The sequence below is a fragment of the Vreelandella olivaria genome (assembly GCF_023507745.1).
GTDB classification, from domain to species: domain Bacteria; phylum Pseudomonadota; class Gammaproteobacteria; order Pseudomonadales; family Halomonadaceae; genus Vreelandella; species Vreelandella olivaria_A.
The window spans coordinates 75,925-101,846 of sequence record NZ_JALPZO010000020.1 but is presented as its reverse complement, the minus strand read 5'-3'; the positions used below and the strand labels follow the sequence as shown (position 1 = coordinate 101,846).

General features: G+C 54.0%; 22 protein-coding genes. 14 read left to right on the top strand and 8 right to left on the bottom strand.

What is annotated here, in order from left to right:
* The first annotated feature begins 48 nt into the window (after positions 1 to 48).
* The 5 genes from HP566_RS01945 to purU are packed head-to-tail and all read left to right on the top strand — an operon-like array spanning position 49 to position 6,264.
* Complete coding sequence (locus HP566_RS01945; RefSeq protein WP_249975575.1) at positions 49 to 1,299, top strand: sarcosine oxidase subunit beta family protein; 1,251 nt, start codon at positions 49 to 51, stop codon at positions 1,297 to 1,299.
* An 11-nt stretch (positions 1,300 to 1,310) separates the two neighbouring features.
* The gene (locus tag HP566_RS01940; protein ID WP_249975574.1) at positions 1,311 to 1,652 is read left to right on the top strand and encodes a sarcosine oxidase subunit delta; all 342 of its coding nucleotides are present in this window, start codon (positions 1,311 to 1,313) and stop codon (positions 1,650 to 1,652) included.
* Positions 1,649 to 4,711 carry a sarcosine oxidase subunit alpha family protein gene (locus HP566_RS01935; RefSeq protein WP_249975573.1) on the top strand — a complete coding sequence of 1,021 codons (3,063 nt, stop codon included), beginning with the start codon at positions 1,649 to 1,651 and terminating at the stop codon, positions 4,709 to 4,711. The genes HP566_RS01940 and HP566_RS01935 overlap by 4 nt, the downstream gene beginning before the upstream one ends.
* The gene (locus HP566_RS01930) at positions 4,704 to 5,339 is read left to right on the top strand and encodes a sarcosine oxidase subunit gamma (RefSeq protein ID WP_249975572.1); all 636 of its coding nucleotides are present in this window, start codon (positions 4,704 to 4,706) and stop codon (positions 5,337 to 5,339) included. Before HP566_RS01935 ends, HP566_RS01930 begins: the two co-directional genes overlap by 8 nt.
* A gap of 58 nt (positions 5,340 to 5,397) precedes the next feature.
* Positions 5,398 to 6,264 (top strand): formyltetrahydrofolate deformylase, encoded by an 867-nt coding sequence (gene purU / locus HP566_RS01925; protein WP_249975571.1) that lies wholly within the window; start codon positions 5,398 to 5,400, stop codon positions 6,262 to 6,264.
* Positions 6,265 to 6,444: 180 nt separating this feature from the next.
* On the opposite strand, the gene HP566_RS01920 is transcribed toward purU, so the two are convergent.
* Positions 6,445 to 7,434: a GlxA family transcriptional regulator gene (locus HP566_RS01920; RefSeq protein WP_249975570.1), complete on the bottom strand. Its 990-nt coding sequence runs from the start codon at positions 7,432 to 7,434 to the stop codon at positions 6,445 to 6,447.
* Between the two features lie 237 nt (positions 7,435 to 7,671).
* Between HP566_RS01920 and dctP the strand changes: the two genes are divergently transcribed.
* The 3 genes from dctP to HP566_RS01905 all read left to right on the top strand — a co-directional run bounded on the left by dctP (position 7,672) and on the right by HP566_RS01905 (position 10,545).
* A complete protein-coding gene (dctP, locus tag HP566_RS01915; protein ID WP_249975569.1) occupies positions 7,672 to 8,694 on the top strand; it encodes a TRAP transporter substrate-binding protein DctP in 1,023 nt (340 codons plus the stop codon).
* 64 nt (positions 8,695 to 8,758) lie between these two features.
* On the top strand, positions 8,759 to 9,262 hold the full coding sequence (locus HP566_RS01910; protein ID WP_249975568.1) for a TRAP transporter small permease: 504 nt from the start codon (positions 8,759 to 8,761) through the stop codon (positions 9,260 to 9,262).
* Positions 9,259 to 10,545: a TRAP transporter large permease gene (locus HP566_RS01905; protein ID WP_249975567.1), complete on the top strand. Its 1,287-nt coding sequence runs from the start codon at positions 9,259 to 9,261 to the stop codon at positions 10,543 to 10,545. The genes HP566_RS01910 and HP566_RS01905 overlap by 4 nt, the downstream gene beginning before the upstream one ends.
* A gap of 510 nt (positions 10,546 to 11,055) precedes the next feature.
* On the opposite strand, the gene HP566_RS01900 is transcribed toward HP566_RS01905, so the two are convergent.
* The 5 genes from HP566_RS01900 to HP566_RS01880 are packed head-to-tail and all read right to left on the bottom strand — an operon-like array spanning position 11,056 to position 16,874.
* On the bottom strand, positions 11,056 to 14,487 hold the full coding sequence (locus HP566_RS01900; RefSeq protein ID WP_249975566.1) for a pilus assembly protein: 3,432 nt from the start codon (positions 14,485 to 14,487) through the stop codon (positions 11,056 to 11,058).
* The gene (locus HP566_RS01895; protein ID WP_249975565.1) at positions 14,484 to 14,924 is read right to left on the bottom strand and encodes a pilus assembly PilX family protein; all 441 of its coding nucleotides are present in this window, start codon (positions 14,922 to 14,924) and stop codon (positions 14,484 to 14,486) included. Before HP566_RS01895 ends, HP566_RS01900 begins: the two co-directional genes overlap by 4 nt.
* A gap of 1 nt (position 14,925) precedes the next feature.
* A complete protein-coding gene (locus HP566_RS01890; protein ID WP_249975564.1) occupies positions 14,926 to 15,975 on the bottom strand; it encodes a PilW family protein in 1,050 nt (349 codons plus the stop codon).
* Between the two features lies 1 nt (position 15,976).
* Positions 15,977 to 16,384, bottom strand: coding sequence for a type IV pilus modification protein PilV (pilV, locus tag HP566_RS01885; protein WP_249975563.1), 408 nt, complete (start codon positions 16,382 to 16,384; stop codon positions 15,977 to 15,979).
* A 19-nt stretch (positions 16,385 to 16,403) separates the two neighbouring features.
* Entirely contained in the window at positions 16,404 to 16,874 is a 471-nt protein-coding gene (locus tag HP566_RS01880; RefSeq protein ID WP_249975562.1) for a GspH/FimT family pseudopilin, read from the bottom strand.
* A 456-nt stretch (positions 16,875 to 17,330) separates the two neighbouring features.
* On the opposite strand from HP566_RS01880, the gene katG reads away from it, so the two are divergent.
* The 6 genes from katG (at position 17,331) to HP566_RS01850 (ending at position 24,414) form a co-directional block, all read left to right on the top strand.
* A complete protein-coding gene (gene katG, locus HP566_RS01875; protein WP_249975561.1) occupies positions 17,331 to 19,484 on the top strand; it encodes a catalase/peroxidase HPI in 2,154 nt (717 codons plus the stop codon).
* A gap of 168 nt (positions 19,485 to 19,652) precedes the next feature.
* Entirely contained in the window at positions 19,653 to 21,104 is a 1,452-nt protein-coding gene (locus HP566_RS01870) for a 4-hydroxyphenylacetate 3-hydroxylase family protein (RefSeq protein WP_249975560.1), read from the top strand.
* A 5-nt stretch (positions 21,105 to 21,109) separates the two neighbouring features.
* Positions 21,110 to 21,604: a flavin reductase family protein gene (locus HP566_RS01865; RefSeq protein WP_249975559.1), complete on the top strand. Its 495-nt coding sequence runs from the start codon at positions 21,110 to 21,112 to the stop codon at positions 21,602 to 21,604.
* 57 nt (positions 21,605 to 21,661) lie between these two features.
* Entirely contained in the window at positions 21,662 to 22,681 is a 1,020-nt protein-coding gene (locus HP566_RS01860) for an ABC transporter substrate-binding protein (protein ID WP_249975558.1), read from the top strand.
* 61 nt (positions 22,682 to 22,742) lie between these two features.
* The gene (locus HP566_RS01855; RefSeq protein ID WP_249975557.1) at positions 22,743 to 23,597 is read left to right on the top strand and encodes an ABC transporter permease; all 855 of its coding nucleotides are present in this window, start codon (positions 22,743 to 22,745) and stop codon (positions 23,595 to 23,597) included.
* 1 nt (position 23,598) lies between these two features.
* Positions 23,599 to 24,414 (top strand): ABC transporter permease, encoded by an 816-nt coding sequence (locus HP566_RS01850; protein ID WP_249975556.1) that lies wholly within the window; start codon positions 23,599 to 23,601, stop codon positions 24,412 to 24,414.
* 94 nt (positions 24,415 to 24,508) lie between these two features.
* On the opposite strand, the gene HP566_RS01845 is transcribed toward HP566_RS01850, so the two are convergent.
* Both HP566_RS01845 and HP566_RS01840 read right to left on the bottom strand, forming a co-directional pair.
* Positions 24,509 to 25,441, bottom strand: coding sequence for a 2-hydroxyacid dehydrogenase (locus tag HP566_RS01845; RefSeq protein ID WP_249975555.1), 933 nt, complete (start codon positions 25,439 to 25,441; stop codon positions 24,509 to 24,511).
* 4 nt (positions 25,442 to 25,445) lie between these two features.
* Positions 25,446 to 25,907: a type II 3-dehydroquinate dehydratase gene (locus HP566_RS01840; RefSeq protein ID WP_249975554.1), complete on the bottom strand. Its 462-nt coding sequence runs from the start codon at positions 25,905 to 25,907 to the stop codon at positions 25,446 to 25,448.
* Positions 25,908 to 25,922 lie beyond the last annotated feature (15 nt).

The window sequence follows — 25,922 nt, the reverse complement described above, 5'->3', positions numbered from 1 at the left end:
ATCGGCCTGCTGGCAGGGGCCAGCGCGGCTGAACTGAGGAGTCCCCCTATGCAACGCTATTCCGGTTTCGGCCTGGTCAAGCATGCACTGAGCCACCATGAGAACTGGGAGCGCCAGTGGCGCAACCCTACGGCGAAGAAGCAGTACGAGGTGATCATCGTCGGCGGCGGAGGCCATGGCCTGGCCACAGCTTACTATCTGGCCAAAGAGTTCGGCGTTAAGAACGTGGCGGTGATTGAGAAGGGGTGGCTGGGCGGTGGTAATACCGCCCGCAATACGACCATTGTGCGTTCCAACTATTTATGGGATGAGGCGGCAGCCCTTTACGAACATGCCATGAAATTGTGGGAGGGGCTTTCCCAGGATATTAACTATAACGTGATGTTCTCCCAGCGTGGAGTGCTCAACCTGGGCCATACTCTGCAGGACATGCGAGATATCCAGCGTCGGGTTAACGCCAATCGTCTGAGCGGTATAGACGGTGAAGTGCTGGACGCCGAGGCTGTGCAGGAACTGGTGCCGATCCTGGATTGCTCCAGGAATACCCGCTACCCGGTGCTGGGCGCCTCCTGGCAGCCACGTGCTGGCGTGGCTCGTCACGACGCTGTGGCCTGGGGGTACGCCCGCGGTGCTGATGCTCACGGGGTTGATATCCTTCAACAGACGGAGGTCACCGGCTTCAAGATTCGGGATGGTCAAATCTATGGCGTACATACTACCCGTGGTGATATTGAGGCCAAGACCGTGGGCTGCGTGGCTGCCGGTCATTCCGGGGTGTTGGCCAATATGGCCGGCTTTAATTTACCGCTGGAATCACACCCGCTGCAGGCGCTGGTGTCTGAGCCGATCAAACCCATTCTTGATACCGTGGTGATGTCTAATCACGTGCATGGTTATGTCAGTCAATCCGATAAGGGCGATTTGGTGATCGGCGCTGGTATTGACGGCTATAACGGCTATGGTCAGCGTGGCAGTTATCCCACCGTGGAACACACCCTTCAGGCGATCCTGGAGATGTTTCCGATCTTCTCTCGGGTGCGTATGAATCGCCAGTGGGGCGGTATCGTGGATACCTGTCCGGATGCCTGTCCGATCATCTCCAAAACGCCAGTGAAGGGCTTGTACTTCAACTGTGGTTGGGGCACCGGTGGTTTCAAAGCCACCCCAGGGTCGGGACATGTGTTCGCTGCCAGCCTGGCCAAAGGTGAGATGCACCCCATCGCCGAACCGTTCTCCATGTTCCGCTTCCATAGCGGGGCGCTGATTGATGAGCACGGCGCTGCCGGCGTGGCCCACTAAGGAGTATTCACATGTTCTATATCTACTGTCCCTACTGTGGCGAGCATCGAGAGGAAGAGGAGTTTCGCCCCAAGGGTCAAGCGCATATTGAGCGACCCGCGGAGCCCGAGGCGTGTAGCGATGAGGAGTGGGGTAACTACCTGTTCTTCCGCAATAATCCACGTGGCGTACACCATGAAATGTGGGTGCATGCGGTGGGGTGCCGCAAGTTCTTCAATGTGACGCGTCACACCGTGAGCTACGAAATTCTTGAGACCTACAAAATGGGTGAGCAGCCGTCGATTACCGCTGACAGCCAAAGCCTTCCGCGAGAGGTCGCTGCGGTAAGCCATCAGGAAGGAGTGTGGGCATGAGCCAGTCCAGGCAACCAGTGTACCGCCTTAACAAGGGCGGCCGTATTGATCGCTCCCGCACATTGAGCTTTACCTTTAACGGCCAGCACTACCAAGGGCACCCAGGAGACACGTTGGCCTCTGCACTACTGGCCAACGGTGTGGATATCGTTAACCGCAGCTTCAAGTACTCACGCCCCAGAGGTATCGTCGCAGCTGGCGCCGAAGAACCCAATGCCATCGTTCAGTTGGGTAGCCGTGAAGCGGCCCAGGTGCCGAACGTGCGTGCCACCCAGCAGGCGCTGTTCGATGGACTAACCGCTCGTAGCACCAACGGCTGGCCCAATGTACAGCGCGACCTGATGGGGTTGGTTGGCAAGCTAGGCGGGCAGTTTATGCCACCGGGCTTCTACTACAAGACCTTTATGGCTCCAGCTTCGATGTGGCTGACCTACGAGAAGTACATTCGCAAAGCGGCGGGCTTGGGTCGTAGCCCTATGGAACCTGATCCGGACACTTATGACCACTTCCACCAACACTGTGATGTGCTGGTCGTCGGTGCTGGCGCTGCTGGCTTGGCTGCTGCACTTGCCGCAGCGCGCAGCGGTGCCAGGGTAATGGTTGCCGACGAGCAGGAAGAGATGGGAGGGGCGCTGCTGGATAGCCGGGAAACCCTGGATGGCAAGCCAGCAGACCAATGGGTGTCGCAAGTGCTGGAAGAGCTGGTCGGGTGTGAGAACGTCACGTTGCTGCCACGCACGACGGCTAACGGTTATCACGACCACAATTTCGTTACTCTGCACGAACGGCGCACCGAGCACTTGGGGGAGACGGCGCCTCTGGAAAATGGCCTCCGCCAGGCGCGCTCCCGTATGCATCGCGTTCGCGTTGGTCAGGTGATCCTTGCCACAGGTGCCCATGAGCGACCCTTGGTTTATGCAGGCAACGACATTCCGGGTAATCTATTGGCTGGCGCTGTGTCTACCTATATTCGCCGCTATGGTGTCGCACCGGGTAGGCAACTGGTGCTTTCCACCAGCAACGACTATGGCTATCGCGCTGCCTTGGACTGGCAGGAGGCAGGCTGTGAGGTGGTGGCCATCGTCGATGCCCGCGAGTTCCCTGCTGGCGACTGGGTAGATGCCGCCCGTGCCCAGGGCATCAAGATCATTACCAGCAGCGCCGTTATAGAAGCAAAGGGCTCCAATCGAGTCACGGCAGCGCGGGTCGCCAGGATTGATATTGACGCCTATCAGGTGTGCGGACCAATCCAGGTGCTGGCCTGTGACACCATTGCCAGTTCTGGAGGCTACAGCCCCGTGATTCATCTGGCCTCCCATACCGGTGTACGGCCTATCTGGCGTGACGATGTTATTGGTTTTGTGCCAGGGGGGGTGAAGGGTATGCAGGCGTGCGGCGGCGCTAATGGCACCTATGCATTAGGAGACGTGCTCGCCGAAGGTGTCGAGGCTGGCATCAAGGCGTCGGTCGCCACGGGGCATGCCGCCCAAGCGGTCAGCCTGCCCAGTGCCAAACGCCTTCAGCAGGGGGTCGCGGTGGCACTGTTTCAAGTGCCCCATGAGAAGCCCACCCTACGTGGGCCTAAACAGTTTGTTGACCTACAGAACGACGTCACCGCGGCGGGCATCGAACTGGCTACTCGGGAAGGCTTTGAGTCCATCGAACATATCAAGCGCTATACCGCGATGGGGTTCGGCACTGACCAAGGAAAACTGGGCAATATTAATGGCATGGCGATTGCTGCCCGCTGCCTGGGGCTCTCCATCCCCGAGGTGGGCACGACGGTATTCCGTCCCAACTACACTCCGGTACCCTTTGGCGCCATTGTTGGTCGCCACTGTCGTGACCTGTTCGATCCCGAGCGCTATACCGCTCTCCATCAGTGGCACGTAGAACGTGGCGCCGAGTTCGAGGATGTTGGTCAGTGGAAACGCCCCCGGTACTATCCACAAGCGCGTGCCGGAGCCACCAACGGCGAACGTGAGAGTATGTCAGAGGCGGTTGCCCGCGAGTGCCTGGCGGTGCGGGAGAAGGTGGGTATCCTTGATGCCTCGACACTGGGCAAGATCGATATTCAAGGCCCTGATGCCCGTGAATTCCTGGCGCGCATTTACACCAACAAATGGGAGAAGCTGGCCGTTGGTAAGTGCCGTTACGGTCTGATGTGCAAAGACGATGGCATGGTCACCGATGATGGTGTAACCAGCTGTCTTGCTGACAATCACTTCCTGATGACCACCACGACCGGCGGGGCTGCAGCGATTCTGGAGTGGTTGGAGTTGTGGCATCAAACCGAGTGGCCGGAACTGGAGGTTTACTTCTCTTCGGTAACAGACCACTGGGCCACGATGACCATCACCGGCCCCAACGCGCGCGCGTTGCTCGCTGAGATCACTGACATCAATCTCGACCGCGATAGCTTTAAGTTTATGGAATGGAGGACGGGCAATGTAGCGGGTGTGCCCGCACGTGTTTACCGCATCTCCTTTACCGGTGAGCTGACCTTTGAGATTAACGTGCAAGCCAACTACGCCATGCATGTATGGCAGACCCTTTTCAAGCATGGCGGGAAATATGGCTTAACCCCCTATGGCACAGAGGCCATGCACGTCTTGCGCGCTGAAAAGGGTTTTATCATCGTTGGTCAGGAAACCGATGGTTCAGTTACCCCGGAAGACCTGGGAATGCAATGGTGCATAGGCTACGACAAACCCTTCTCGTGGATTGGCAAGCGCGCTCTGGTTCGCCCTGACACCAAGCGCGAGAACCGTAAGCAACTGGTGGGCCTCAAACCTAAAGACCCGAAGGTGGTGCTGGAGGAGGGTGCCCAGATTGTGTTTGACCCCAATCATGCGATTCCTATGCCAATGGTAGGGCATGTGACCTCCAGCTACTACAGCCCAACCCTAAATAGCGGCTTCGCCTTGGCGGTGGTTAAGGGTGGCCAGCAGAAGCTGGGCGAGACCGTTTACCTGCCCATGGCCGACGGTCGGACCTTTGAAGCCGAAATTGTCAGCCCCATATTCTACGATCCCAAGGGAGAGCGCCAGCATGTCTAACGCGGCTACCTTCGATACCCGTACCGATAGCGCCATTCCGATGGAGTCGCCACTGGCCTACAGCTACCGCCGCAGCGGCGCTCCGGCTACCGGCCCCGCGAGTCGTGTCACCCTGCGTGAGCGAGCACTGCTTGGACATCTGATTGTGCGTGGTGGCGCCATTGCTCTCGACGAGGCGGTGCGAGGAGTGCTTGGTATCAGCCTGCCGGGCCAACCCCAGACGTTAGTGCAAGACGCTAGCGGTGAGCGTTCTATTCAGTGGCTTTCACCGGATGAGTGGCTGGTGATTGTACCCGGTGGCGAGGAGTTCCCGTTAGAGACAAGGCTGCGAGAGCGTTTGGGCAGTGCCCATTACGCTATTAGTGATGTCAGCGGTGGTCAGACGCTGTTGGAGCTTGCCGGCGAGGCGGCCCGGGAGCTGTTAATGAAAACGGTGATCTACGACGTCCACCCCAGCCATTTTCCAGTAGGTAAAGGCGTGACCACCGTCTTTGCCAAGGCGGCTACCATGCTTCGCCGCCCTGACGAGGAGCGCTGGGAGCTAGTCGTGCGGCGTAGTTTCGCCGACTACTGCTATCGCTGGTTATTGGATGCTGGCGCAGAGTATGGCGTGAACGTAGAACAATAAATTAGCAGGCCGGAAAGGTGTTCTGGCCGCTGCCATCTGCCGCGAATAGAGATGCACTATGAGCCGAATGAGTGATACCTGGATACTTGCTGCCCAATGCCCTAGCCGCTTGGGAACAGTGGACGTCGTCACGCGATTTTTAAAAGAGCAGCAGTGCTATATCACCGAACTCAGCTCGTTCGATGATCGGCTCGGTGGCCGATTTTTCATTCGTGCTGAGTTTCGCCCAGAGCGAGAAGCGTTTCAGGAAGAGAGCTTTCACACCGGTTTTACAGCGCGGGCGAATGAATTCGACATGCAGTTTGAGCTGACACCACCTGGAAAACGCACGGGAACCGTGATTCTCGCCTCGAAAGCCGATCATTGCCTGAATGATCTTCTCTATCGTTATCGTACTGGACAGCTCCCACTTGATATTAGAGCGGTGATTTCAAACCATCCTGATCTGGAGCCGTTGGCGACATGGCATGGTCTGCCTTATCACTATCTACCGATCAGCCCCGATACTAAATTACAGCAGGAAGCGCAGGTACGCGAAATTATCGCGGATACCGATGCTGAATTGGTGGTGTTGGCAAGGTATATGCAGGTGCTTTCGCCCTCTATGTGTGAGCTATTAGCCGGACGGGCTATCAATATTCATCACTCTCTGCTGCCCGGTTTTAAAGGTGCCAAGCCTTATCATCAGGCGCACGAAAAAGGGGTCAAGCTTGTTGGGGCAACTGCGCACTATATCAATAATGATCTTGATGAAGGGCCGATAATCGCCCAAGGGGTGGAGCCAGTCGACCATACCCATTATCCCGAAGATCTGGTTGCCAAGGGGCGCGATATTGAGTGTCTAACCCTGGCCAGGGCAATTAGCTATCATTTAGAACGTCGTGTATTTCTGTATTCAGGACGGACGGTGGTTTTCAGTAACTGATACTTTTTATCATAATGTGGATAGTTACAAGCTGATTGCGTTTCTTTTCTTTTTTTGGTGCTTCTTGTTAACGGGCTCATGGGTTTGAAGGTTATCCGGCCGATGATTTCATCTGCCATAAACAACCTGCTGATCGAAACCTATGCGCAGATGAACATGCTTTGTAGACATTGGAAATTGTTACAAAAATCCCTTACGGAAGCGTGCAGGTGAGACGTCGAATAGTTGATGGAAGCAGCGCCGGAAGTGAGAGATGCTGACAAACCCGGTGGCCACGGCGATGTCGGCGATTGGTTTATTGGTTTGTTGTAGTAGTTGGCGAGCATGGGTAAGGCGTAACTCTAGATAATAGCGTGATGGACTGGCGTTAACATAACAGCAGAACAGTCGCTCTAGCTGGCGCCGGGATATGCAGGCACAATTGGCTATTTCTAGAATAGACAACGGCTCATCAATGTTGTTGCGCATTAATTCAAGTGACGTTTTTAGTGTCTGTGGCAAGGTTGGGTTGCAGTCGATGCTAGTTACTGAAACATCTATTACTTCCATCATTTTGTCACAGCTGAGTACCTCCTCAATGGCATTAGCAAATATTTCGCCACAGTCTTTTTTCACTAAGGCCAGCATCATGCCTAGTGAACTGCTTGCACCTGCGCAACTGATACGATCACGGTCCAATACATAACTGTGGTTGGAAATACTGACTTTGGGGAAATCCTCGCTCATTATCGCGCGACCGTCTGGGTGGTAAGCACACTCATAACCGTTCAATAAACCAGCCTCTGCAAGAAAGTAGGCCCCGTTCCATAAACCTCCGAGTATTACACCGGAGGTATTAGCGGTCCTGAGCATAGTACGCATAGCAGGAGTGGAGCGTGGCCGTACGCGATAGCCGCCACATATAATCAACGTATCCAGTCGATGTTCACCAAGTTGCGAGAATTGGCAGTCGACCGGAATATCTATGCCCAGGTCGCTGAGCACGGGTTCTCCTTCGCTACTCACCACTAATATTTCATATAGGGTTGCGGGATGCATGAGGTTAGCGGTAACCAAGGCGTCAACTGCTCCCGTAAAGGCCATCATTGAAAAGTGTTCCACCAGTACGAAGGCAATCCGCTTTACTTGAGGAAGGGGGGGACAGCAGGTTTCGGGCCCGAAATATGCCATATTCTTATTCTTCAGCAAGCTCTCGAAGTGCGCTCCCATGGTGGGAATTCCTCCCCATAGAGTTAAGTGACTTACCAACTACATATAGTAAGCACAAAAACATTGTGCTGGGTGAGCTGTTCATCTTCGCCGATTCAACGTTGTCGCTAATTAACACTCAAATGTCGCAAACGGCCTTCTGGTAGTTATGATTACTAAGCAAGATGGAACAACAATTCCATCTTGAGTGAAGAAATAATGCAAAAAAATCACTTCAATATACTTGCGAGAACAGTCACGTTGTTGGGCTTGATGGCTACGATGGCAGCTGCCCAGGCTGATGCTGTTACTCTTACTTTTCACAGCGGGCTCGCACAGTCAAGACCGGAAGCGGAGCATATCGAACACTTTGCTAGCTTAGTAGAGGAAAAATCCGGCGGCGAGTTGAAAATAGATATCTATCATGCTGGTGCGCTCGGCCTGAAAGAGGCCGATATACTGCGCACCTTACAGCGTGGCATGGTCGATATGGCGTTGTTATATGGTGAATACTATACCCGTGACGCACCAGCGCTTGCCTCAGTCTATGCCCAGGGCGCGATAACAGAAGCAGAGCAGCATCTTGATATCTTGCCGGTAATTAAAGACATGTACGACGAGGGCTTTGCCAAGTGGGGCATTCATACGGTAGGTGGTGTAGTGGCACCTATATTCGACGTTGGGCTGCACTGCAAGGAGCCTGTCGACTCTCTTGAGGATCTGCAGGGTAAGAAGGTCCGTGTTTGGTCCAGGCATTTGGTCGAGACTTTCGATGCACTGGATATCGTTGCGCAGGTAATACCCCAAAATGACATGTACATGGCGTTGCAAACAGGTGTAGTGGATTGTGCTTATTATCTTTCTACCGTGGCCAAGACGGTTTCATTACAGGAGGTCACGCAGTACGAATCCTATCTACACCCTTGGGCTGCTGCGCCATGGATATTTGGTATCAGTGAACGAGCTTTGGGGCGGCTCAACGATAATCAGCGTCAAGCACTAGAAGAAGCAGGCCAGGAGACTTGGGTAATGACCCGGGAGCTTGCCGTTGATCCTGAACGAGAAGATCTGGCACGGCAAGAGCGTGAGGATTTAGGGATCACCATTCTGCCGCCATTCTCTGATGCTGATGTGGAAACCTTCGTTACAGCGGCGTGGAGCGCTTGGCAGCGTATGGCCGAAAACTCCGGTGACGAGGGGGTTTATTATTACGAGACCGTCACCCAAGCGCTTACCGAGTGATGATGGTTCGGAAGTTGGCTCTCCTTGTTGGCTCCACCTTTCATATCAGCAATGGATGATGATAATGCTTCGAAAATTCGACCTATTAATTGAAAGAACGGCGTATGGCGCATTTTTGATGGGCGTGTTTGGCGGCGTGGTAATGACGGGACTGATCTTTGTCAGCACGATGATGCGTTATCTAGGTGGTCGGCCCCTGAGGTTCTCAGATGAGTTGGCTGGACTGCTGTTCCTTTCCCTGACCTTCCTGTGTTTGCCGCATGTGCTAGACAAGGGGCGGCATATTCGGATTGAGATCCTAACGCAGCTTGCGCCGCCATCTATGGTCAGAGTTATGGATATGGTTGGTACGGTGACGTTGCTAGCGTTCTGCTTGGTATATGCTTACGAAGCTTATGATTTTATGAGCTTTTCGTATTCGATTAACTCACGAGCCGATATTAGTGGCATTCTGCTGTGGCCATGGATGGCGATCATGCCGTTGTCTATGCTGTTGTGCATTTTAGTACAAGTTCGTCATGGCATGCGCCAACCTATCTCCGTTGCTCAAGAGGACAGGCAGCTATGAGTTGGCTGCTGCTCAGCGGTAGCCTGATCGTGCTGCTCTCAAGCGGGGCAATACTGGGCGCAGCACTTGGCCTCACAGGGATGTTGTTGCTGCATTTTCAGGCCAACGGTGCAACACCGTTGGCGATCAATGCGTCCTGGAACATGCTGACCGATTTTACCCTTAGCGCTGTGCCTCTGTTCATTTTCCTCGGCGAGATACTGCTGGCCAGTGGTGTGTCGCGTCGGGTCTACAACGGTTTGACACCATTGTTCGTACGGATTCCAGGACAGCTGCTGCATACCAACATTGCCGTGTGTACCTTGTTCGGCGCGGTCAGTGGTTCAAGTACTTCCACTGCTGCTGCGATTGGCTCGGTGGGGTATCCAGAACTGAAGCGACGAGGCTATACGCCAAGTGTAGTGGTGGGCACCCTGGCGGCTGGCGGTACTCTGGGGTTGCTGATTCCTCCCAGCTTAGCGTTGATCATCTATGGTGCCACCCAGAATGTATCGATTGGAAAGCTGTTCATCGCCGGCATGTTGCCGGGATTGATGATCGCCTGTGCCTTTTCGCTGTGGATCATTATACGTTCTAGTATCGGCACGGCAGTGACACCCGCCGCGAAGGACAGGATGGACTGGAGCGAGGTGGGACGAGGGATGCTCGAGATCTGGCCACTACCTATCCTGATTTTCTTTGTATTGGGTACCATCTATCTTGGCATTGCCACGCCCACGGAATCTGCTGCGCTGGGGGTTGTTGCCAGCATTGTATTGGGCATGACCTGGGGGGATCTTAACCTATTGCGGTTATGGCAGGCCTTCAAGCATGCCTCTCTAATGTTTGCCGCCATCGGTATGATCTTGATCGGCACAGTGATCCTGTCACAAGCTGTTAGCTTGTTGGGCATTCCGCGTGCCGCGGTTGATGCGATCGCAGGTTTCGGTCTAGGCCCCTATGGCATTCTACTCATGATCGTGCTGGTTTATATCGTGCTCGGTTGTTTCTTCGACGGTATCTCGCTGTTGTTGATGACGCTGCCAATCACCTTTCCAATGGTCACCAGTTTAGGGTTTGACCCCATCTGGTTCGGTATTATCGTCACTTTGCTGATTGAGATTGGCATGATTACCCCGCCGGTGGGACTCAATTTGTTCGTACTGTCTTCGATTTCGAATAATGATGTCGATCTACCTGCAGCGGCTAAGGCTTCATTGCCGTATTGGTTGATTCTGCTTGGAGCTGTGGGACTCTTCACTCTTTTCCCAGGCATCGTCCTGTGGGTTACAGAGTGGGCGTGATCTTTGATTTATAGGCCGTATTTCGAGATAGCGAGTCCTGTGTCGTGGAGTAAACGTGGCGTGGGGCAAGAACTAAGACAAGGGATGGCGTCGGACCCTACAAAAATACCTGGATAGATTTTATTGATCTGGCTTGGTGGCTCAGTTTTAAGATCAACCCTGCCTGTTTCTGCTTAATCAGTCGGCCGCCTCGTCGATATCGACGATTGTTTGACGAAACTGCTCCAGCATGGCGGTGATCTCGCCATAGGCAGAGGGCGGTCTGCAGCGATGCAAAGTGAAAGGTTGGACTTGATATGCTTTTTATCTGCTAATGCTTTGAAAATAAGCCCTTTCTGTTCCAGCTCTCTGGCGATGTCTAAACGTGTCAGGAAAGCGATGTTATCGGTGGCTTAGCCAGCCGGTTTTATCACTCACGGCTTAATCAAAATATCATGCGGTGTGGTGTACTCACATTCTCTTTTGTATCAGGTCTGTATCTTATTTTTGTTCATTAACGATGAAGCTTGCTCAGGTGTCGTTTTCTTCCCCGGTTAACTGGCGCCAGGAGCGGCGGCCTAAGTGGCTGTCACTGAAGCCAATCGTGATGGAGCCATCGCCGCTAGGGGTGGTGCTCGGGTCGTCGGGATTACCCACGTACAGCCGCTCAATGCCGCCATCGCGGTCGCTAACGCCCACCAGTCGCTCCCCTGTACCTGCCTGCAGCCCGGTAATGGCATCCCCGCCGATGGTGGCATCGCTGTCTGGCTGTCCATCGCCATTAAAATCAAAGGTGGTCACACCCCCACTACCGCCGGTATCGGCCAGTAGCGACATAAAAAAGCCGCTACGCCCGCCACCGCAAGGGTCAGATTCATCGGGCAGGAGGGTCGAAAAGCGTACTCGCCTGGGCAGGCTGCTGGAGATTGAGGGCGCGGCAATGACACGCTCGCCAGGGGGAAGCTCCAGGCGCCAGCCGCGTTGGTTGCTGGCAAGGGCATGGTTGCTGCTGGCGCGCAGATTAAAACCGTCTCGTAAGGCACTGCCGGTAATGGTTTGAACCGCTAGATGGTGTTGGTTCAGCGTTGTACTTCTGCCAACGTTATCTTGTAGGCCGATAAGTTGCTGAGTCATGCTGTTCCCAATATCACTGCTGCGGAAATAGCTGCCGGTGCCAAACACCACCATGAGTGTGTCGGGGGAGCTACTGCTCAGTGTCACTGCGGGAGCGGAGGTGATCGGCTGGTGGGAGCTGCCTTGATAAAGCTGGTTGACGTTGCCGCTATCCGTAAGCGGGAAACGCCACATATTACCTGCAAGATCGCCTGCATAGGCAAAGCGTGCGCCCGCGAAGCTTGGCCAGGAGGTAACCGTTGGTGTGGCTAGTCCATTGGGGGAGTCGGCATTGCCAACGTTGGTGGTCAAGTGGGCAATCAGCGTGCCTGTAGTCAGTTCTACCACAAAGAGTGCCGCCTGGTAGCTGGTACTGTTGTAGCCGTTGCCAAAGATGGCTACCCAGGTGCCATCGGTAAGCTGGGTAATGGTTGGTTTGCTTACGCCTGTACCTAGCTCCGGATGGCGAAACTCCCATAGCACGTCACTGGCATTGACGTTGCTGGGGTTACTGACATCAAGGGCAAATACCGTGCGGCCGCCTGCTCCCATGGTGCCTACGGCAACCGCGTCGGGTCCACCACTGATATTGACCTCACGCACGGAGGGAGTGCCATCCATAAAGTAGCGATGGGTATAATTCTCCTGGGTGAGCTGGCGGAGTGCTGGTGCATCGCCTTGAGTCAGCTCTGCGGGCAGGTAAGCAAATAACTCGCGACCGGTTGAAGCGTTGAAACCGTGTAGCATCCCATCGTTGGCAGCGACGAGGAGCAGCGGTACGCGCGTTTCGCTGCCCTGAAGAACCACTGGGTTGGCGTTGATAATATCGCCCAACAGGGACTGCCGGGTTCTGAACCCCGGAACGTTCATTCCTTGCAGCCAATGGATTTCGGCACTGGTGAGTCCGCTGTTGTCAGCGGTGAGCAGTGCACCGGTGCGCTGGCCATCTTCCAGGCGCCGGGAGGTTAACAGGCGTCGGCTGCCAGCCTGGCTGGCAAGCTCGGTTTCGGCATCCCAGCGGACGTCGCGGCTGCCGTCGGCCTGGATAGCTGAGGCGGTGAGGCGGCCAGACCAGTCTTCGCTTCTAAAGCCTGCGGTGTAGAGTAGATTACCGTCTTCGACATTAAACTCGTCGCTGCTGACTGCCGCCGAGGTATTGGATTGGGAAGCCGCAATAATATTGCCCAGCACTTGCTGCATCACCCGGTTTAGTGAGGCTTCGTCGTCCGCAAAGTAGGCGCGTTCGGTACCGCCTGCGCGGGCAAGATCGCCCAACGGATCTTCCGGTACATTCGGCAGGTTGGCGATATCGGGTGGTAGGTTAAAACCCACCACGTAGGTGTTTACCGGATTGGCGAGTTGGGCATTCGTATCATCATAAAGACGCTGAATGGCAGCCTCCGCGCTGGCTAGTGCGCTGCTTACATCGTCGCCCAGCGGGTTGCCGCTGCGGTCAACAGAGGGCAGTCCATCGGTTAACCATATATTGGCATTCACCAGGCACTGCTGCGCCTCAGGGTTATTGAGGTTGGGGATGGTGAGGTTCTGCTGGTACCCCTGATGGCTGCCAAAGGCACTGTTACTCCCGGTATTGCTTAAAAAATAATCCCGTGCGGTATACATCGTGCCTTCAAGGGGGGTCAGACCGGTCGCCAGTAACGGCCAGCTTGGGTCGGTCATGGGGTTGCCACTCCCATTCCATTCATGGCGCTGGGTACCCAGCTTGGTTTCTATTGCCTCCCAGTGGGCATCGTTAACTGTGCCATCATCGTTCAGGCCACCAATGGGAACATGCAGATAGCCCAAGCCTGGGGATGACGTCGTACGCCACTCCCACTGGTTTAGCTGTATTGAGGCGGTATGGGCGCCCCAGTTTGGAATACCCCGCTGGCGCAAGCTGTCAACCAATGGCAGTGAGTAGTTGGAGTTGACTGGGGAGCTGTAAGAGATGCCATCACCGATAGAGGGTGAGTTGGAGGAACCGCTGGTTAGGCTACGGTAACGGGCAGATACCTGGTCGGAGGTTGCGGTGGGGCTTGATATGCGTCGCCAGTATTCGGTTACATCATTGGTTGGCAGCCCCGTGCTGAAGTTTTCCTCAAACATATAGCCGGGTACGCCAACGTTAAAAAAGGCGTAAATATTCAGGTCGGGTAAACGGGTTCGATAACGCTTGGTGTTTGCATCCCAGGCACCCTCAAACGATGGATCGTACCAACTGGGGGTTGCATTGGTGGAGTAACGTGGCGCAAGCGCCCGTTCAGTCAGGCGCCATACCACGGTGTTGCCGCTAAAGGCGTTATCCCGGGTTCTAGAGGCAGGATTCTGCTGGTAGGCCATCAGGCCCATATTGATATCACCCTGGTAGCGTTCCACCAAGTCCCGGCCTACCCGCTTCATAATACTGGATTTACTGAGTGGGGAGCGGGCGCCTGCCGGGCATAGGGTGGCGTTAAAGGTATTTGGCTGGCAGGCCGCCAGATTTTCACGATCCCCTGTGTTGGTACCCAAAGCCACACGACCATCCAGCCCTTCTTGACCACTCTCTGAGTTATCCAGAATCAACAGTATGTTGGGTGGTACACGGCTAACGACATTGAGCGGTGCAGGTGAAATATCTGTTCGCTCGTCGGGTATCTCATACTCCTCGTCAATCGGCTCGCCATCGCCGCCTCCAATGGGAGGCTCGGGCTCGGGCTCCGGCTCCGGTTCGGGCTCCGGCTCGGGCTCTGGTTCTGGGGTTGGGTCGGTTGGAGGAAAATTACCCATGCCATAAGCAGGGGCACCGGTACCGCCAAGCGCGAACAGTAAAACCATCATGGTGAGCAGGCGGTTAGCTTTTCTGGTCATGGTGCCTCCACCAGCTGTTGGCGCACAAACATGGATTCGAGCGTGACACTGGTGCCATCGGCATTGCCAAACCCTTGTGCTTCAATAAGGTATAGGCGCTCTATAACTTCTTCTCCGCTGTTATCTGAGCGCGAGCCAAGTGGCGCCATTTCAATGATTCGGTAACGCGGCCTGAGTGTTGCCTGGCCCACACTAATGGTGTGGGTCGTCCAACTGTTTGAAGGCGACACACCATTTTGCAGTTGGGATTCGGCGTCACGCAGGGCAGCCTCAGCCGCTTGAAATGCCACTGTATGATCCCGCTGGCTTGAAGCCATACGGTCTTGAGTGATGGCGCCTTGCATGGAGGAAAGGCTAAGTATGGTGACAATAGCGAGGAAAATCAGGCTCAAAACGAGCGCCATTCCCTGCTGCTGAGCAAATCCTTGACCATGCATACTAGCGATTCCTAAGTGTTACAGTAGTGGTGAATGCTTGATAGAGTCGGCCATCGTTTGCTGTAAATACGTTGTCGCCGCGAAAATTCCCCATGGTAAGAGTGGTATCGGCATTTCGCAGATCGGCTTGATCACTTTGTACGATAAGGCTAATCCGAAGTGCGCGAACCGTTGCCCACTCTGTTGCGCTGAGCTGTTCGGGAGGGAGGTATTGGTCATCCACTAAAAAGGAGGTGCGCATGGCCACAACATTGCTGGCCAGGACTTCGTTATGGGGCGTTGTCTGGCTGATATCCAGTCGCATTAGCGAGGGAGTGCTCCCGCTGTCAGGATTCAGGCCAATATAATAAATTGCACCACTAAGCGCGCTTAGGGATATGCTTTGATCGGCGATATAGGTAAATCCACTGACATTGCCCCACGGGCTCGCACTGGCTGCGACATTACCCAGCCACCCGGCACTTGCTGCTTTTTGAAGAAGGCTCGCAGTGTTGGAGGTATTGTAAAAAATATCGCAACTCTGCAGGCCTTGCAGCAAAACCAGTTGGCCGCTGAACAAGCTGTCGATATTGCGGTTTAAAGAGAGTTGTTGCGGATTATCAACACTGGTAACGGCGAGCGAATCATTGGCAAAGCCCGTGCGTGCAACTAGGGCACCGCGGAATGCCACGCTATGTTGGCCCGGAACCGGATTAATCAAGTTGGTGGCAAAATCGCTGCCATTGGCGTCGTCCCATGCCTGTAAAGAGAGCGGTGGATGGCCAGTATTCGCAATATTGCGTAGGTGGACGGTGGTTTGGGTGGGAGCACAGCCGCCAATATAGTCAGCCTGACGCAGTTCGCGCGACAGCGTATCCAGTGAGAAGCGCCCAATATCCTGCATATCCGCCAGCGCCGTTTGCAATCGGTAGCTATGCTGGGAGGTGATGAACAGTTGCGTGGCACCGGCCATTACCAGCAGTCCTATCACCATGGCAACCAGCAGCTCAACCAGTGTGAATCCTGTCTGTGGCGAGGAAATTGGGCGTTTGGTTGCAGGCAATGTAGTCATCTCACAGTTCCGACACTAATTCTATCTGGCGTACATCGTCGGGCACCGATGTGTCTGCCCAGCGAACAACAATAGTGACGCGATTATCATTGATGGATATGCCGCCCTCACCGTCAGGCAGCGTAGAGACTAAGTCCTCTATCCACTCATTGCGGTCATTGGCAGGCAGGCCACTCCCCTGTACCGGGCTACCTACACCAAGAGCATAAGCTGCGACATTGGTATTGTTGGCACGTATACGATCCAGCATATCCTGAGCCATATTGGTCGCCTGGGTCTCAAAATAGGCCGCCCGGTTATGAGTGAGCGACTGGGTTTGTAAACCCACTACGCCCAATAAGCCCAACGACAGCACAAGTAGTGCAATCAGCGACTCCAATAATGAAATACCTAATTGTGGCTTCTGCATATCAGCGCTCAGTGTTGTGTTATTGGCAAACCTGACGGCTGGAAAGCACACGGGAAATACCGCTGGGCTCTATGCGTACGCAGCGCCCACGGTTATCAAGTGCTATGGATACTTCCCACGAGGTGAATCCGGTGGTTACCAGGCGGCCCTGGCTATTGAAGGTAAAGCGATCAGGAGCGCCTGTTAAGGTGATATCGCCTCTTGGTTGGCTCCAGGTGCGTAATGAGTCTGCCTGACTGGCGACTTCCCAGCCTGCATCCCAGCCACTTGAGCTGGGGAGAAGGCTGACTGACTGGTTACGCTTCACGGCTTCGCTGCGGGCATAGCTCAGCGCGGTTTTGTAATCGTTTGCAACCGTAATGACACGGTTTTCTTGAATGATGCTGGAAAAGTTAGGAATGGCAATGGTAGCTAACGTGGCGAACAGCGCCATAGTCACCAGCAGTTCTAAGAGCGTGAAGCCAGACATGGAACGTTTCGCCATGGACATGAAGTGCTACTCTTGTCATTAAAAGACGGCACGTCGCCGTGGAGCGATAAAAACGTGCTAGCGTGGACTCGGCTATCGGTCGTGAATGACGTGCTGTTTTTATAAAATTATACCCTTAATGGTACCGCTCTCCACTATCCAGTTGCCCATTGTGCTGCCGTAGCTGCATTTCATACCCATGTTTCAGAACAACCGCTATGCGACAAGCTACAAGCGATCTTCTCAGCATCATCTATATATTTAAAGGCAATCTACAGCGAACAACGCATACAATAGGTAGTTTCTATTAGATTGGTCGGAAAATGCAAATTGTGACTATCACCCGGTTGATTTAAAACAGTGTCATATCAGTGACGCGTCTTCTTGCTTGCAGGTGGTGCAGGTAGAGGTTTCTAGAGGCGCTCACCATTTGTGCCTTGGCATGGTCAAGGCAAAGAGCAATAAAGGGAGAGAGCTATGAGTGGTAAATGTCCTGTAATGCATGGTGGCAATACGTCCACAGGTACGTCCAATAAAGACTGGTGGCCTGAAGGGTTGAACCTGGATATTTTGCACCAGCATGATCGTAAAACAAACCCAATGGATCCTGACTTCGACTATCGGGAAGAGGTCAGAAAGCTGGATTTCGATGCCCTCAAGCAAGATGTTCATACGCTGATGACCGACAGTCAGGCGTGGTGGCCAGCGGATTGGGGACACTACGGTGGTTTGATGATCCGTATGGCCTGGCATTCCGCCGGCACCTATCGTATCGCGGATGGTCGCGGTGGCGGTGGTACTGGTAGCCAGCGCTTTGCTCCGCTTAACTCCTGGCCGGATAACGTTAGCCTTGATAAGGCTCGTCGACTGCTGTGGCCGGTTAAGAAAAAGTACGGCAACAAAATCAGTTGGGCCGACCTGATGATTCTGGCGGGTACGGTTGCCTATGAATCCATGGGGCTTCCGTCCTATGGTTTCTCGTTTGGCCGCGAGGATATCTGGCATCCGGAAAAAGATATCTACTGGGGTAACGAGAAAGAGTGGCTGGCACCTTCCGACGAGCGTTATGGCGATGTCGAAAAACCGGATACCATGGAAAACCCGTTGGCTGCCGTCCAGATGGGGTTGATCTATGTTAACCCGGAAGGGGTTAATGGCCAGCCTGATCCGCTGAAAACCGCGCAACATGTGCGCGAAACCTTCGCCCGTATGGCGATGAATGACGAAGAAACAGTGGCCCTGGCTGCCGGTGGCCACACCGTAGGTAAATGTCACGGTAACGGCGATGCCAGTGCCCTGGGGGCAGAGCCGGAAGCGTCTGATGTTGAAAATCAGGGCTTCGGCTGGGGTAACCCCAATATGCAGGGTAAGGCGAGTAATGCCGTAACTTCTGGCATTGAAGGCGCCTGGACGACTAACCCCACTAAGTTTGATATGGGCTACTTTGATCTGTTGTTCGGCCACGAATGGGAACTGAGGAAGAGCCCTGCCGGTGCCCACCAGTGGGAGCCTATCGATATTAAAGAAGAAGATAAGCCTGTCGACGCCAGCGACCCCACTATTCGCCACAATCCGATCATGACCGATGCGGATATGGCCATGAAGATGGATCCGACGTATCGCGCCATTTGTGAAAAATTCATGGCCGATCCGGAGTACTTCAAAAAGACCTTCGCCAAAGCATGGTTCAAGTTGACTCACCGCGACATGGGACCGAAGGCGCGCTATATTGGCCCGGAAGTACCCGCGGAGGATCTGATCTGGCAGGATCCGGTACCGGCAGGAAGCACTGACTACTGTGAAGAAGTGGTTAAGCAGAAGATTGCCGAGAGTGGCCTGAGCATCAGCGATATGGTGAGCACTGCATGGGATAGTGCCCGTACCTACCGTGGGTCCGATATGCGTGGTGGCGCCAATGGTGCCCGTATTCGCCTGGCGCCACAGAAAGAGTGGCAGGGCAATGAGCCGGAGCGGTTGGCTAAAGTACTCAATGTGTATGAGCAAATCGCGGCAGAGACGGGTGCCAGCGTCGCTGACGTCATTGTACTGGCCGGTAGCGTAGGGGTTGAAAAAGCTGCCAAGGCAGCAGGCTACGATATCCGTGTGCCGTTTTTGAAAGGCCGCGGCGATGCTACTGCGGAAATGACCGATGCCGACTCCTTTGAACCACTGGAGCCACTGGCGGATGGTTTCCGCAACTGGCAGAAGAAAGAGTACGTGGTGAAACCGGAAGAGCTGCTGCTGGACCGCGCTCAACTGATGGGGCTGACCGCACCGGAAATGACCGTGCTGATTGGTGGTATGCGCGTATTGGGTACCAACTACGGTGGTAGCAAACACGGTGTATTTACCGATCGGGAAGGCCAGTTGACCAATGATTTCTTCGTCAACCTGACCGATATGGGTAATAGCTGGAAGCCCATTGGCAACAATATCTATGAGATTTGCGACCGTGCCACCGGTGCGGTGAAGTGGACAGCCTCCCGCGTTGACCTGGTGTTTGGCTCAAACTCGCTGTTGCGTTCTTACGCCGAAGTGTACGCCCAGGACGATAATGGCGAGAAATTTGTCAAAGATTTCGTTGCCGCCTGGACCAAAGTGATGAACGCAGACCGCTTCGACGTCGCGTAAGCATAAAGAGCGTTAGTTCCTTCATATAGCCCGTATCCTCGGATGCGGGTTTTTACATGCCTGAAACTAACTCAGAATTTCTGATGCAACAAAAAGGAAAAGGCGTTTTTACAAACAAAGTAGCCAGCGACACACTCTTCTCAAACCACCACTGAGAAGGAATGCAGCATGATCCGTACTGGCGAAGAGTATCGCGAAGGACTCCGGGATGGACGTGAAATATGGCTGGAGGGCGAGCGCGTCAAGGATGTGACGAAGCATGCTGCCTTTAAGCCTATCATTGATGTGAAATCCCGCATGTACGATATGGCGCATGAACCTGAGCATCAAGACGCCTTTACCTACCGAGCAGGTAACGAGACCAACTCGATCTTCTATCGCCCTCCCCGTGAGAAACAAGATTGGTATGACAAACTGGATGCTACGGATCGCTTCCTGAAGGACATTGGTGGCGTCGCAACGCGCGTCGGGGATGAAACTATTGGGGAAATGTGGTCATTGCTGGATGGCCGGGACATGCTGGCTGAAATAGACCCACGCTTTGCAGACAACATTGATCGCCATATCCAACGGGTTTTTACTCAGGATATCTTTCATGTATCGGCAAATACCGACCCAAAAGGAGACCGCTCACTCCCGCCGCAGAAGCAAGACCCGGATATGATGGTGCGGGTTGTTAAAGAAACAGATGCAGGGATCATCATTCGTGGCGCTAAATTTGAGACAGCCGCCGCCTACGCTGATCAAGCCTTCCTCAAACCCACCGTAGGCGCCTGGAGTACCCAGGAGCTTTCGGACTATGCGCTGGGCTGTATCGTTAAAATGGGTGCACCTGGGGTCAGGCATATTTGCCGGGCTGGATTTGCTGGCCGCACAGACCCGTTGGATTACCCGCTCGCCAATCGCTTTGATGAGGTAGAGGCACTGGTTGTTTTTGACAACGTTCTGATTCCCTGGGAAGACGTTTTCTTCTACCGGCATACCAAATCTGCACAGTTTGTTCGCAACACGCTACACCGTTACTCGGCCTTCCCTTATGTACTTCGCCTCCGGTATGTCGCCGATATGATGATTGGCACAGCGATGTGGAATGCCATGCAAACGGGGTTGGACAAATTACAACCGGTGCGGGAAAAGCTGGCTGACCTGGTCTGTTACCGCGAGAGTATTAATGCTCATCTGACCGCCTCAATTGCTACGGCAGAGCAGAGCCCCGCAGGCTTGTTAATGCCCAACCAGTCGCTTCTTTATGCCGGTCGCGTCCTGGCCTGCTCTCAACTGCCCAAGATGATGCATATTGCCCGTGAACTCTGCGGTGGTCAGCTATGTGTCACCCCTAACGCTGCGAGCTTCCATACGGAAGGGACCAAGGAGTGGCTGGACAAGTTCTACTCGCTGAATGACCGCTGGAACTCGGAGGACCGTCGCAAACTAATGGCGTTTGCCCGCGATTTGCTGACGTCCGATTATGCCGGACACCGTCTTACCTTTGTGCAATTTGCGCAAGCCCCTCATTTCAGCCACTTGGCGGCGGTCTACAACAGCTTCGATTTCTCGGGGCCGCTGGATTTTGTGCGTAAAGCGGCAAGCCTTTCCGATAACGTGATGGCAGGCGATTAATCACCATGATGACACCTGAGCTATTTCGTGAAGCGATGAGCTTGACCGCCTCTGGCGTGTCGGTGATTACCACCGATGGGCCGCTGGGACGTGCTGGATTAACTGTGTCGTCGTTATGTTCGCTCTCGATGACGCCGCCCTCTGTGGTGCTATGTGTTCACCTTGATAATCGGGCGCTGCCAACGTTTATGGAGCATGGCGTTTTTGCCGTCAATGTATTAGCCGATGACCAGGCGGAGATCGCCAACATATTCGCCGGTGCTGTACCTGAATACCGCGAAAATCGTTTTGCCGTGGGCCGCTGGACCACCCTGAACAGTGCTGCCCCTGTATTGGCAAGGGCCACCTGTAGTTTTGATTGCAAACTGGTTGATTTTAAAGACTTTGGTTCGCATCGAATCCTTATTGGGCAAGTTGTCGCGTTAGAGCACAGCACACATTCACCACTGGTTTACAGCGAGCGAGGATTTCACCGTACAGCGGCATTAGCCGCTGTATAACTCCCCTGACAATGCCTTAAGCATTGCCGTCATCATTAATATAAATGAGGTGTAAAAATGAAAAAGTCATTATTTGTCACTGTCATTGCTTTAGGCATTAGTTCTGGAAGTGCCATGGCCCAGGACGTTTTAGTGGTTGATACCTGGGGTGGGAGTTTTCGCGACTTAATTGATGAAGCGATTGCCCAGAAGTTTACCGAGGAGACGGGGGTTGAGGTTGTTTACACCACTGGTGGGACCATTGACCGCCTTAATAAAGCCAAGTTAGCAAGCGAGCCTGAGAGCGATGTAACCTTTACTACCTCTCATGTAGGGTGGCTTTATGCGACGGATGGTTTGTTTGAAGAACTTGATATGGCGCAGATCCCAAATGCGGAGTACCTGGTTGATCAGGCGCGGGTCAGTCCCTATCACATTGGTGCCTGGGGTTATGGCTACACCATTGCCTACCGGCCTGACCTGATTCCTGAAGGGGCAAGTTTCGAAAGTTGGGAGGATCTCTGGAGCCCTGCGCTAGAAGACTCCATCGCCCTGCCTGATTTTGACCCCAGCCACATCATTGCTGTGTCAGCACTGCTGTCAGGGGCTGATGCCGAGAACTGGGAAGAGGGGATTGAGCGGCTCGAAAGCTTAAAACCTAACCTACGTGCGTTTTATACCAATGATGCCAATAGTCAGCAGTTGATTTCGACAGGGGAAACGCCCGTTCAGCTAATGCTTTCGATGAATGCACAAAACATGATTAATGAAGGCGTTAATATCGAGTTGGCAACCCCCAGTGAAGGTGTTGTGTTGGGTGTGGACACCATGGCGATCACGCGTGGTTCCAGCAATCAAGAACTGGCCTATCAGTTTATTAATATAGCGCTATCACCGGAGGTTCAGACGCGTATTGCTGAGATCAAGCATGGTAGCCCTACCGTTGATAATGCAGCGCTACCCGCCGAGCTTGCTGAGTCAGCAGCTATTTTGGCAACGCCGGAAGAGTGGAACCAGACGATTAACGTCGACCCTCAGTTGCGCGCAGAGAAGATGGGCGAATGGCGTCAGTGGTTTACTGAAAACATCATGAACTGACATACCGTTCGCTAGCGAAGTGCCCCAGGGTGCTTTGCTATTTTTTGAGGGTGGCGAGGTTATGCAACAAAAACCACGTTTTGTTTATTGGTTTCTTCTTCCTTCTACGCTGACAGCATTTGGGCTTATCTGTGCAATGCTGGCCATTTTGCAATATAGCGTTCGCAGCTATATACCAGGCTCACTTGAAGTCGGCGGGTTTACGCTTGCTAACTTCCACGCTTTGTTAAGGCCTCTGTACGCAAGTGCCTTTCTGGAAACCGTCGTACTCAGCCTGTATACCGCGATTTTTACGCTGCTGATTGGCTATCCGTTGGCGTATGCGATGATCCGGGCTCAACGTGCCTGGTGCCGCTCCTTGATTCTGATTATTGCAATTACACCACTGTTTTTGGGTGAGGTGGTGCGTACTTATTCATGGATTATCGTGCTGGGTAGCAACGGGTTTTTGAACAGCGTGTTGATGGGCCTGGGCATTATAGAGCGTCCTCTGCGGCTTATGTTTACACAACTGGGCGTGGTGATTGCGCTGGTGCATGTCACGTTACCCATCATGGTGTTAATGCTGGCCGCCGGGCTATCGCATATTGACCGCGCTTATGAACGGGCGGCGATAAGCCTGGGGGCGGGGCCTGTGCGAGCCTTCATAACGGTGACCCTGCCGTTATCCATGCCTGGCATTATTGCCGGTACCATGACCTCCTTTGCATGGACATTCAGTGCGTTTGCAACGCCGCAACTGATTGGTGGTGGGCGCGTCAATACCATTTCAACGATGGTCTATCAGTTAGGGTTCTCATCGCTTAACTTGCCTTTCGCTGCCAGCTTGAGCGTGGCGGGGCTGGTGCTGACCATGCTGGTGCTATGGCTTACCAAGCGCCTGACAAATTCACTGGAAAGGATAGGGGGGCATTGACATGCAGCGTTCACGTACCGATCTATGGCTGCTGCGCGCAGGTCAGGGGCTTGTTGCGCTAATACTGCTGTTTATTTTACTGCCGGCATTAGTGGTTGCCATCGCCTCTTTCAACGCCTCTTCTGTCCTCGCCTTTCCTCCGCAGGGGTACTCTTTACGGTGGTTTAAGAACGCCTTTGAGTACCGGGATTTTCAGATTGGCCTGTGGAACGGGCTGGTCGTTACCGCTTGGGCATCGACGCTGGCCACTCTGGTGGGCACCACCCTGGCTATCGTCATTCATCGCTACGAGTTCCAGGGGAAGCGATTACTGGAAGGGTTATTACTATCGCCGCTTTTCATTCCACACTTTATGGTGGGGCTGGGTTTACTGATGCTGGTGTCGCAGCTAAACCTCTCGCGGGGATATGCAGTCGTCGTGTTTTGCCACATCTTGTTAGTGCTGCCGTTTGTGCTGCGCAGTGTGTATGTTTCCATGCATAACCTGGACCCGAGAACTGAACTCGTTGCTGCAAGCCTGGGGGCAACTCCCTTACGTGTTGTGTCGACGATTACCTTTCCACAACTGTTGCCCGGGCTTGCTGGTGGCTGGTTGTTTGCTGCCATTCTGTCATTCAATGAGTTCACCGCTTCGCTGTTTGTGACGACCCAAAGCACGCAAACCCTGCCCGTCGCCATGTACAACTATGTACGCGAATATGCGGATCCCACGCTAGCGGCGGTATCGGTAGTGTACATAGTGACAACCGCCACGCTGATGGTAGTGGCCAACCGTTATTTTGGGCTTGGAAAAGTACTCAGTGTCGAGAGCCGATGACCGTTTACCGCGCCAGCACGCGGGGTGCTGGTGGTGAGTGGAGGAGGTGGAGTTCGCAGTTGTAAGAAAGCGCCAAGTGAAAAAAACGTAGAGATCAGTAACCGCGGTTTAGATCGACACAGTGGAGGGGCGGTTGTTTATCACTCACGCGCTGAATATTGGCGGCTATCTGCTTAACCGCTGACCCAGGCAGTGCAACCGAGGCAAGGTGAGGGGTAATCAACACATTCTCCATCGCCCAGAAGGGGTGGCTATCTGGCAGCGGTTCATGCTCAAACACGTCCAGCGTTGCAGCGCCTATGTGGCCGGAGGAGAGGTTCGCGATCAGGGCGGGCTCGTCGACGATATCCCCGCGAGAAACATTGATCAGACTGGCACCATGGGGCAGCGTTGCCAAGCGTTGGTCATTCAGCAGGCCACGTGTATCGGGAGTGGACGGTAACATGATGACCAGTATGTCGCTGCGTGATAGAAAGTCCGAGAGCGAGGCCATGCCGTGATGGCATTCGACACCCACCATTTCTTTGAAGGTTCTTGACCAGCCCGTGACTGAAAAGCCTTGCCGGGCCAGCTCCTGCGCCGTTTTTCTTCCCAGCTCCCCCAGCCCCATAACGCCGACGCGGATCTCTTCTGCTGCCCGGGGGTGACGATACTGCCAGTGTGCCTGTTTTTGCATCTGCTCGAAGAAGGGGATGTCGCGGGCATAACGGAGCACAGCAAACAGCACATAGCCCGCCATCATGCGGGCCATGTTGGGGTCCGAGAGGCGAGTGACCGGGATATCCGAGAGATCGCGCCTACCAACGAGTGCATCGACACCAGCGCCAAGATTGATCACTAGCTCAAGATTCGGCCAGCGCTGGAAAAAGTTTTCGGGCGGTTTCCAGACGAGGGCGTAGTGCACTTTCTCAGGCGTTGTCACCGTGCTGGCTTGTTGTACATCAAGGGAGGGTATTTCACGCTGTAGTAGGCGTTTCCATTGCTCAAAATCATCAAACTCACTATAGAAAACAAGTGTACCCGTCATAGCGTCAGCCTTTGTTGTGGGCAAGCAACTGGGCTGTGGCATCCAATGCAAGCCGGTAACCGATCACACCGAGTCCGGCAATCACGCCAGTGGCCGCCTGCGAAATCATGGAGTGGTGACGAAAAGGTTCACGCTTCCAGATATTACTCATGTGGGCTTCGATAACCGGTCCCTCGAAGGCCAGCAGGGCATCAAGAATCGGTATCGAACGGTAGCTGAGCCCAGCGGCATTGATGATGAGCGCATCGTGATGCGAACGGGCTTCCTGTATCCAGTCGACCAGTACACCCTCATGATTGCTCTGCCGAAAATCCAGCGCCATTGACAGCGATTCAGCATGGCGCTGGCAGCTCTGTTGAATGCCCTCGAAGCTTTCACGGCCATATGTGCCGTCGCGATCCAGGCCATAGAGATTCGCGTTAGGCCCATTAAGAAACATAACCTTGGAAGATGACGGTATTGACATGGAATTCTCTCTTAG

What these genes read in the sequence shown, in the direction of transcription:
- HP566_RS01945 (WP_249975575.1), top strand. Translation starts at nt 49, where the DNA reads ATGCAACGCTATTCCGGTTTCGGCCTGGTCAAGCATGCACTGAGCCAC.
- HP566_RS01940 (WP_249975574.1), top strand. Translation starts at nt 1,311, where the DNA reads ATGTTCTATATCTACTGTCCCTACTGTGGCGAGCATCGAGAGGAAGAG.
- HP566_RS01935 (WP_249975573.1), top strand. Translation starts at nt 1,649, where the DNA reads ATGAGCCAGTCCAGGCAACCAGTGTACCGCCTTAACAAGGGCGGCCGT.
- HP566_RS01930 (WP_249975572.1), top strand. Translation starts at nt 4,704, where the DNA reads ATGTCTAACGCGGCTACCTTCGATACCCGTACCGATAGCGCCATTCCG.
- purU (WP_249975571.1), top strand. Translation starts at nt 5,398, where the DNA reads ATGAGCCGAATGAGTGATACCTGGATACTTGCTGCCCAATGCCCTAGC.
- HP566_RS01920 (WP_249975570.1), bottom strand. Translation starts at nt 7,434, where the DNA reads ATGGCATATTTCGGGCCCGAAACCTGCTGTCCCCCCCTTCCTCAAGTA.
- dctP (WP_249975569.1), top strand. Translation starts at nt 7,672, where the DNA reads ATGCAAAAAAATCACTTCAATATACTTGCGAGAACAGTCACGTTGTTG.
- HP566_RS01910 (WP_249975568.1), top strand. Translation starts at nt 8,759, where the DNA reads ATGCTTCGAAAATTCGACCTATTAATTGAAAGAACGGCGTATGGCGCA.
- HP566_RS01905 (WP_249975567.1), top strand. Translation starts at nt 9,259, where the DNA reads ATGAGTTGGCTGCTGCTCAGCGGTAGCCTGATCGTGCTGCTCTCAAGC.
- HP566_RS01900 (WP_249975566.1), bottom strand. Translation starts at nt 14,487, where the DNA reads ATGACCAGAAAAGCTAACCGCCTGCTCACCATGATGGTTTTACTGTTC.
- HP566_RS01895 (WP_249975565.1), bottom strand. Translation starts at nt 14,924, where the DNA reads ATGCATGGTCAAGGATTTGCTCAGCAGCAGGGAATGGCGCTCGTTTTG.
- HP566_RS01890 (WP_249975564.1), bottom strand. Translation starts at nt 15,975, where the DNA reads ATGACTACATTGCCTGCAACCAAACGCCCAATTTCCTCGCCACAGACA.
- pilV (WP_249975563.1), bottom strand. Translation starts at nt 16,384, where the DNA reads ATGCAGAAGCCACAATTAGGTATTTCATTATTGGAGTCGCTGATTGCA.
- HP566_RS01880 (WP_249975562.1), bottom strand. Translation starts at nt 16,874, where the DNA reads ATGTCCATGGCGAAACGTTCCATGTCTGGCTTCACGCTCTTAGAACTG.
- katG (WP_249975561.1), top strand. Translation starts at nt 17,331, where the DNA reads ATGAGTGGTAAATGTCCTGTAATGCATGGTGGCAATACGTCCACAGGT.
- HP566_RS01870 (WP_249975560.1), top strand. Translation starts at nt 19,653, where the DNA reads ATGATCCGTACTGGCGAAGAGTATCGCGAAGGACTCCGGGATGGACGT.
- HP566_RS01865 (WP_249975559.1), top strand. Translation starts at nt 21,110, where the DNA reads ATGATGACACCTGAGCTATTTCGTGAAGCGATGAGCTTGACCGCCTCT.
- HP566_RS01860 (WP_249975558.1), top strand. Translation starts at nt 21,662, where the DNA reads ATGAAAAAGTCATTATTTGTCACTGTCATTGCTTTAGGCATTAGTTCT.
- HP566_RS01855 (WP_249975557.1), top strand. Translation starts at nt 22,743, where the DNA reads ATGCAACAAAAACCACGTTTTGTTTATTGGTTTCTTCTTCCTTCTACG.
- HP566_RS01850 (WP_249975556.1), top strand. Translation starts at nt 23,599, where the DNA reads ATGCAGCGTTCACGTACCGATCTATGGCTGCTGCGCGCAGGTCAGGGG.
- HP566_RS01845 (WP_249975555.1), bottom strand. Translation starts at nt 25,441, where the DNA reads ATGACGGGTACACTTGTTTTCTATAGTGAGTTTGATGATTTTGAGCAA.
- HP566_RS01840 (WP_249975554.1), bottom strand. Translation starts at nt 25,907, where the DNA reads ATGTCAATACCGTCATCTTCCAAGGTTATGTTTCTTAATGGGCCTAAC.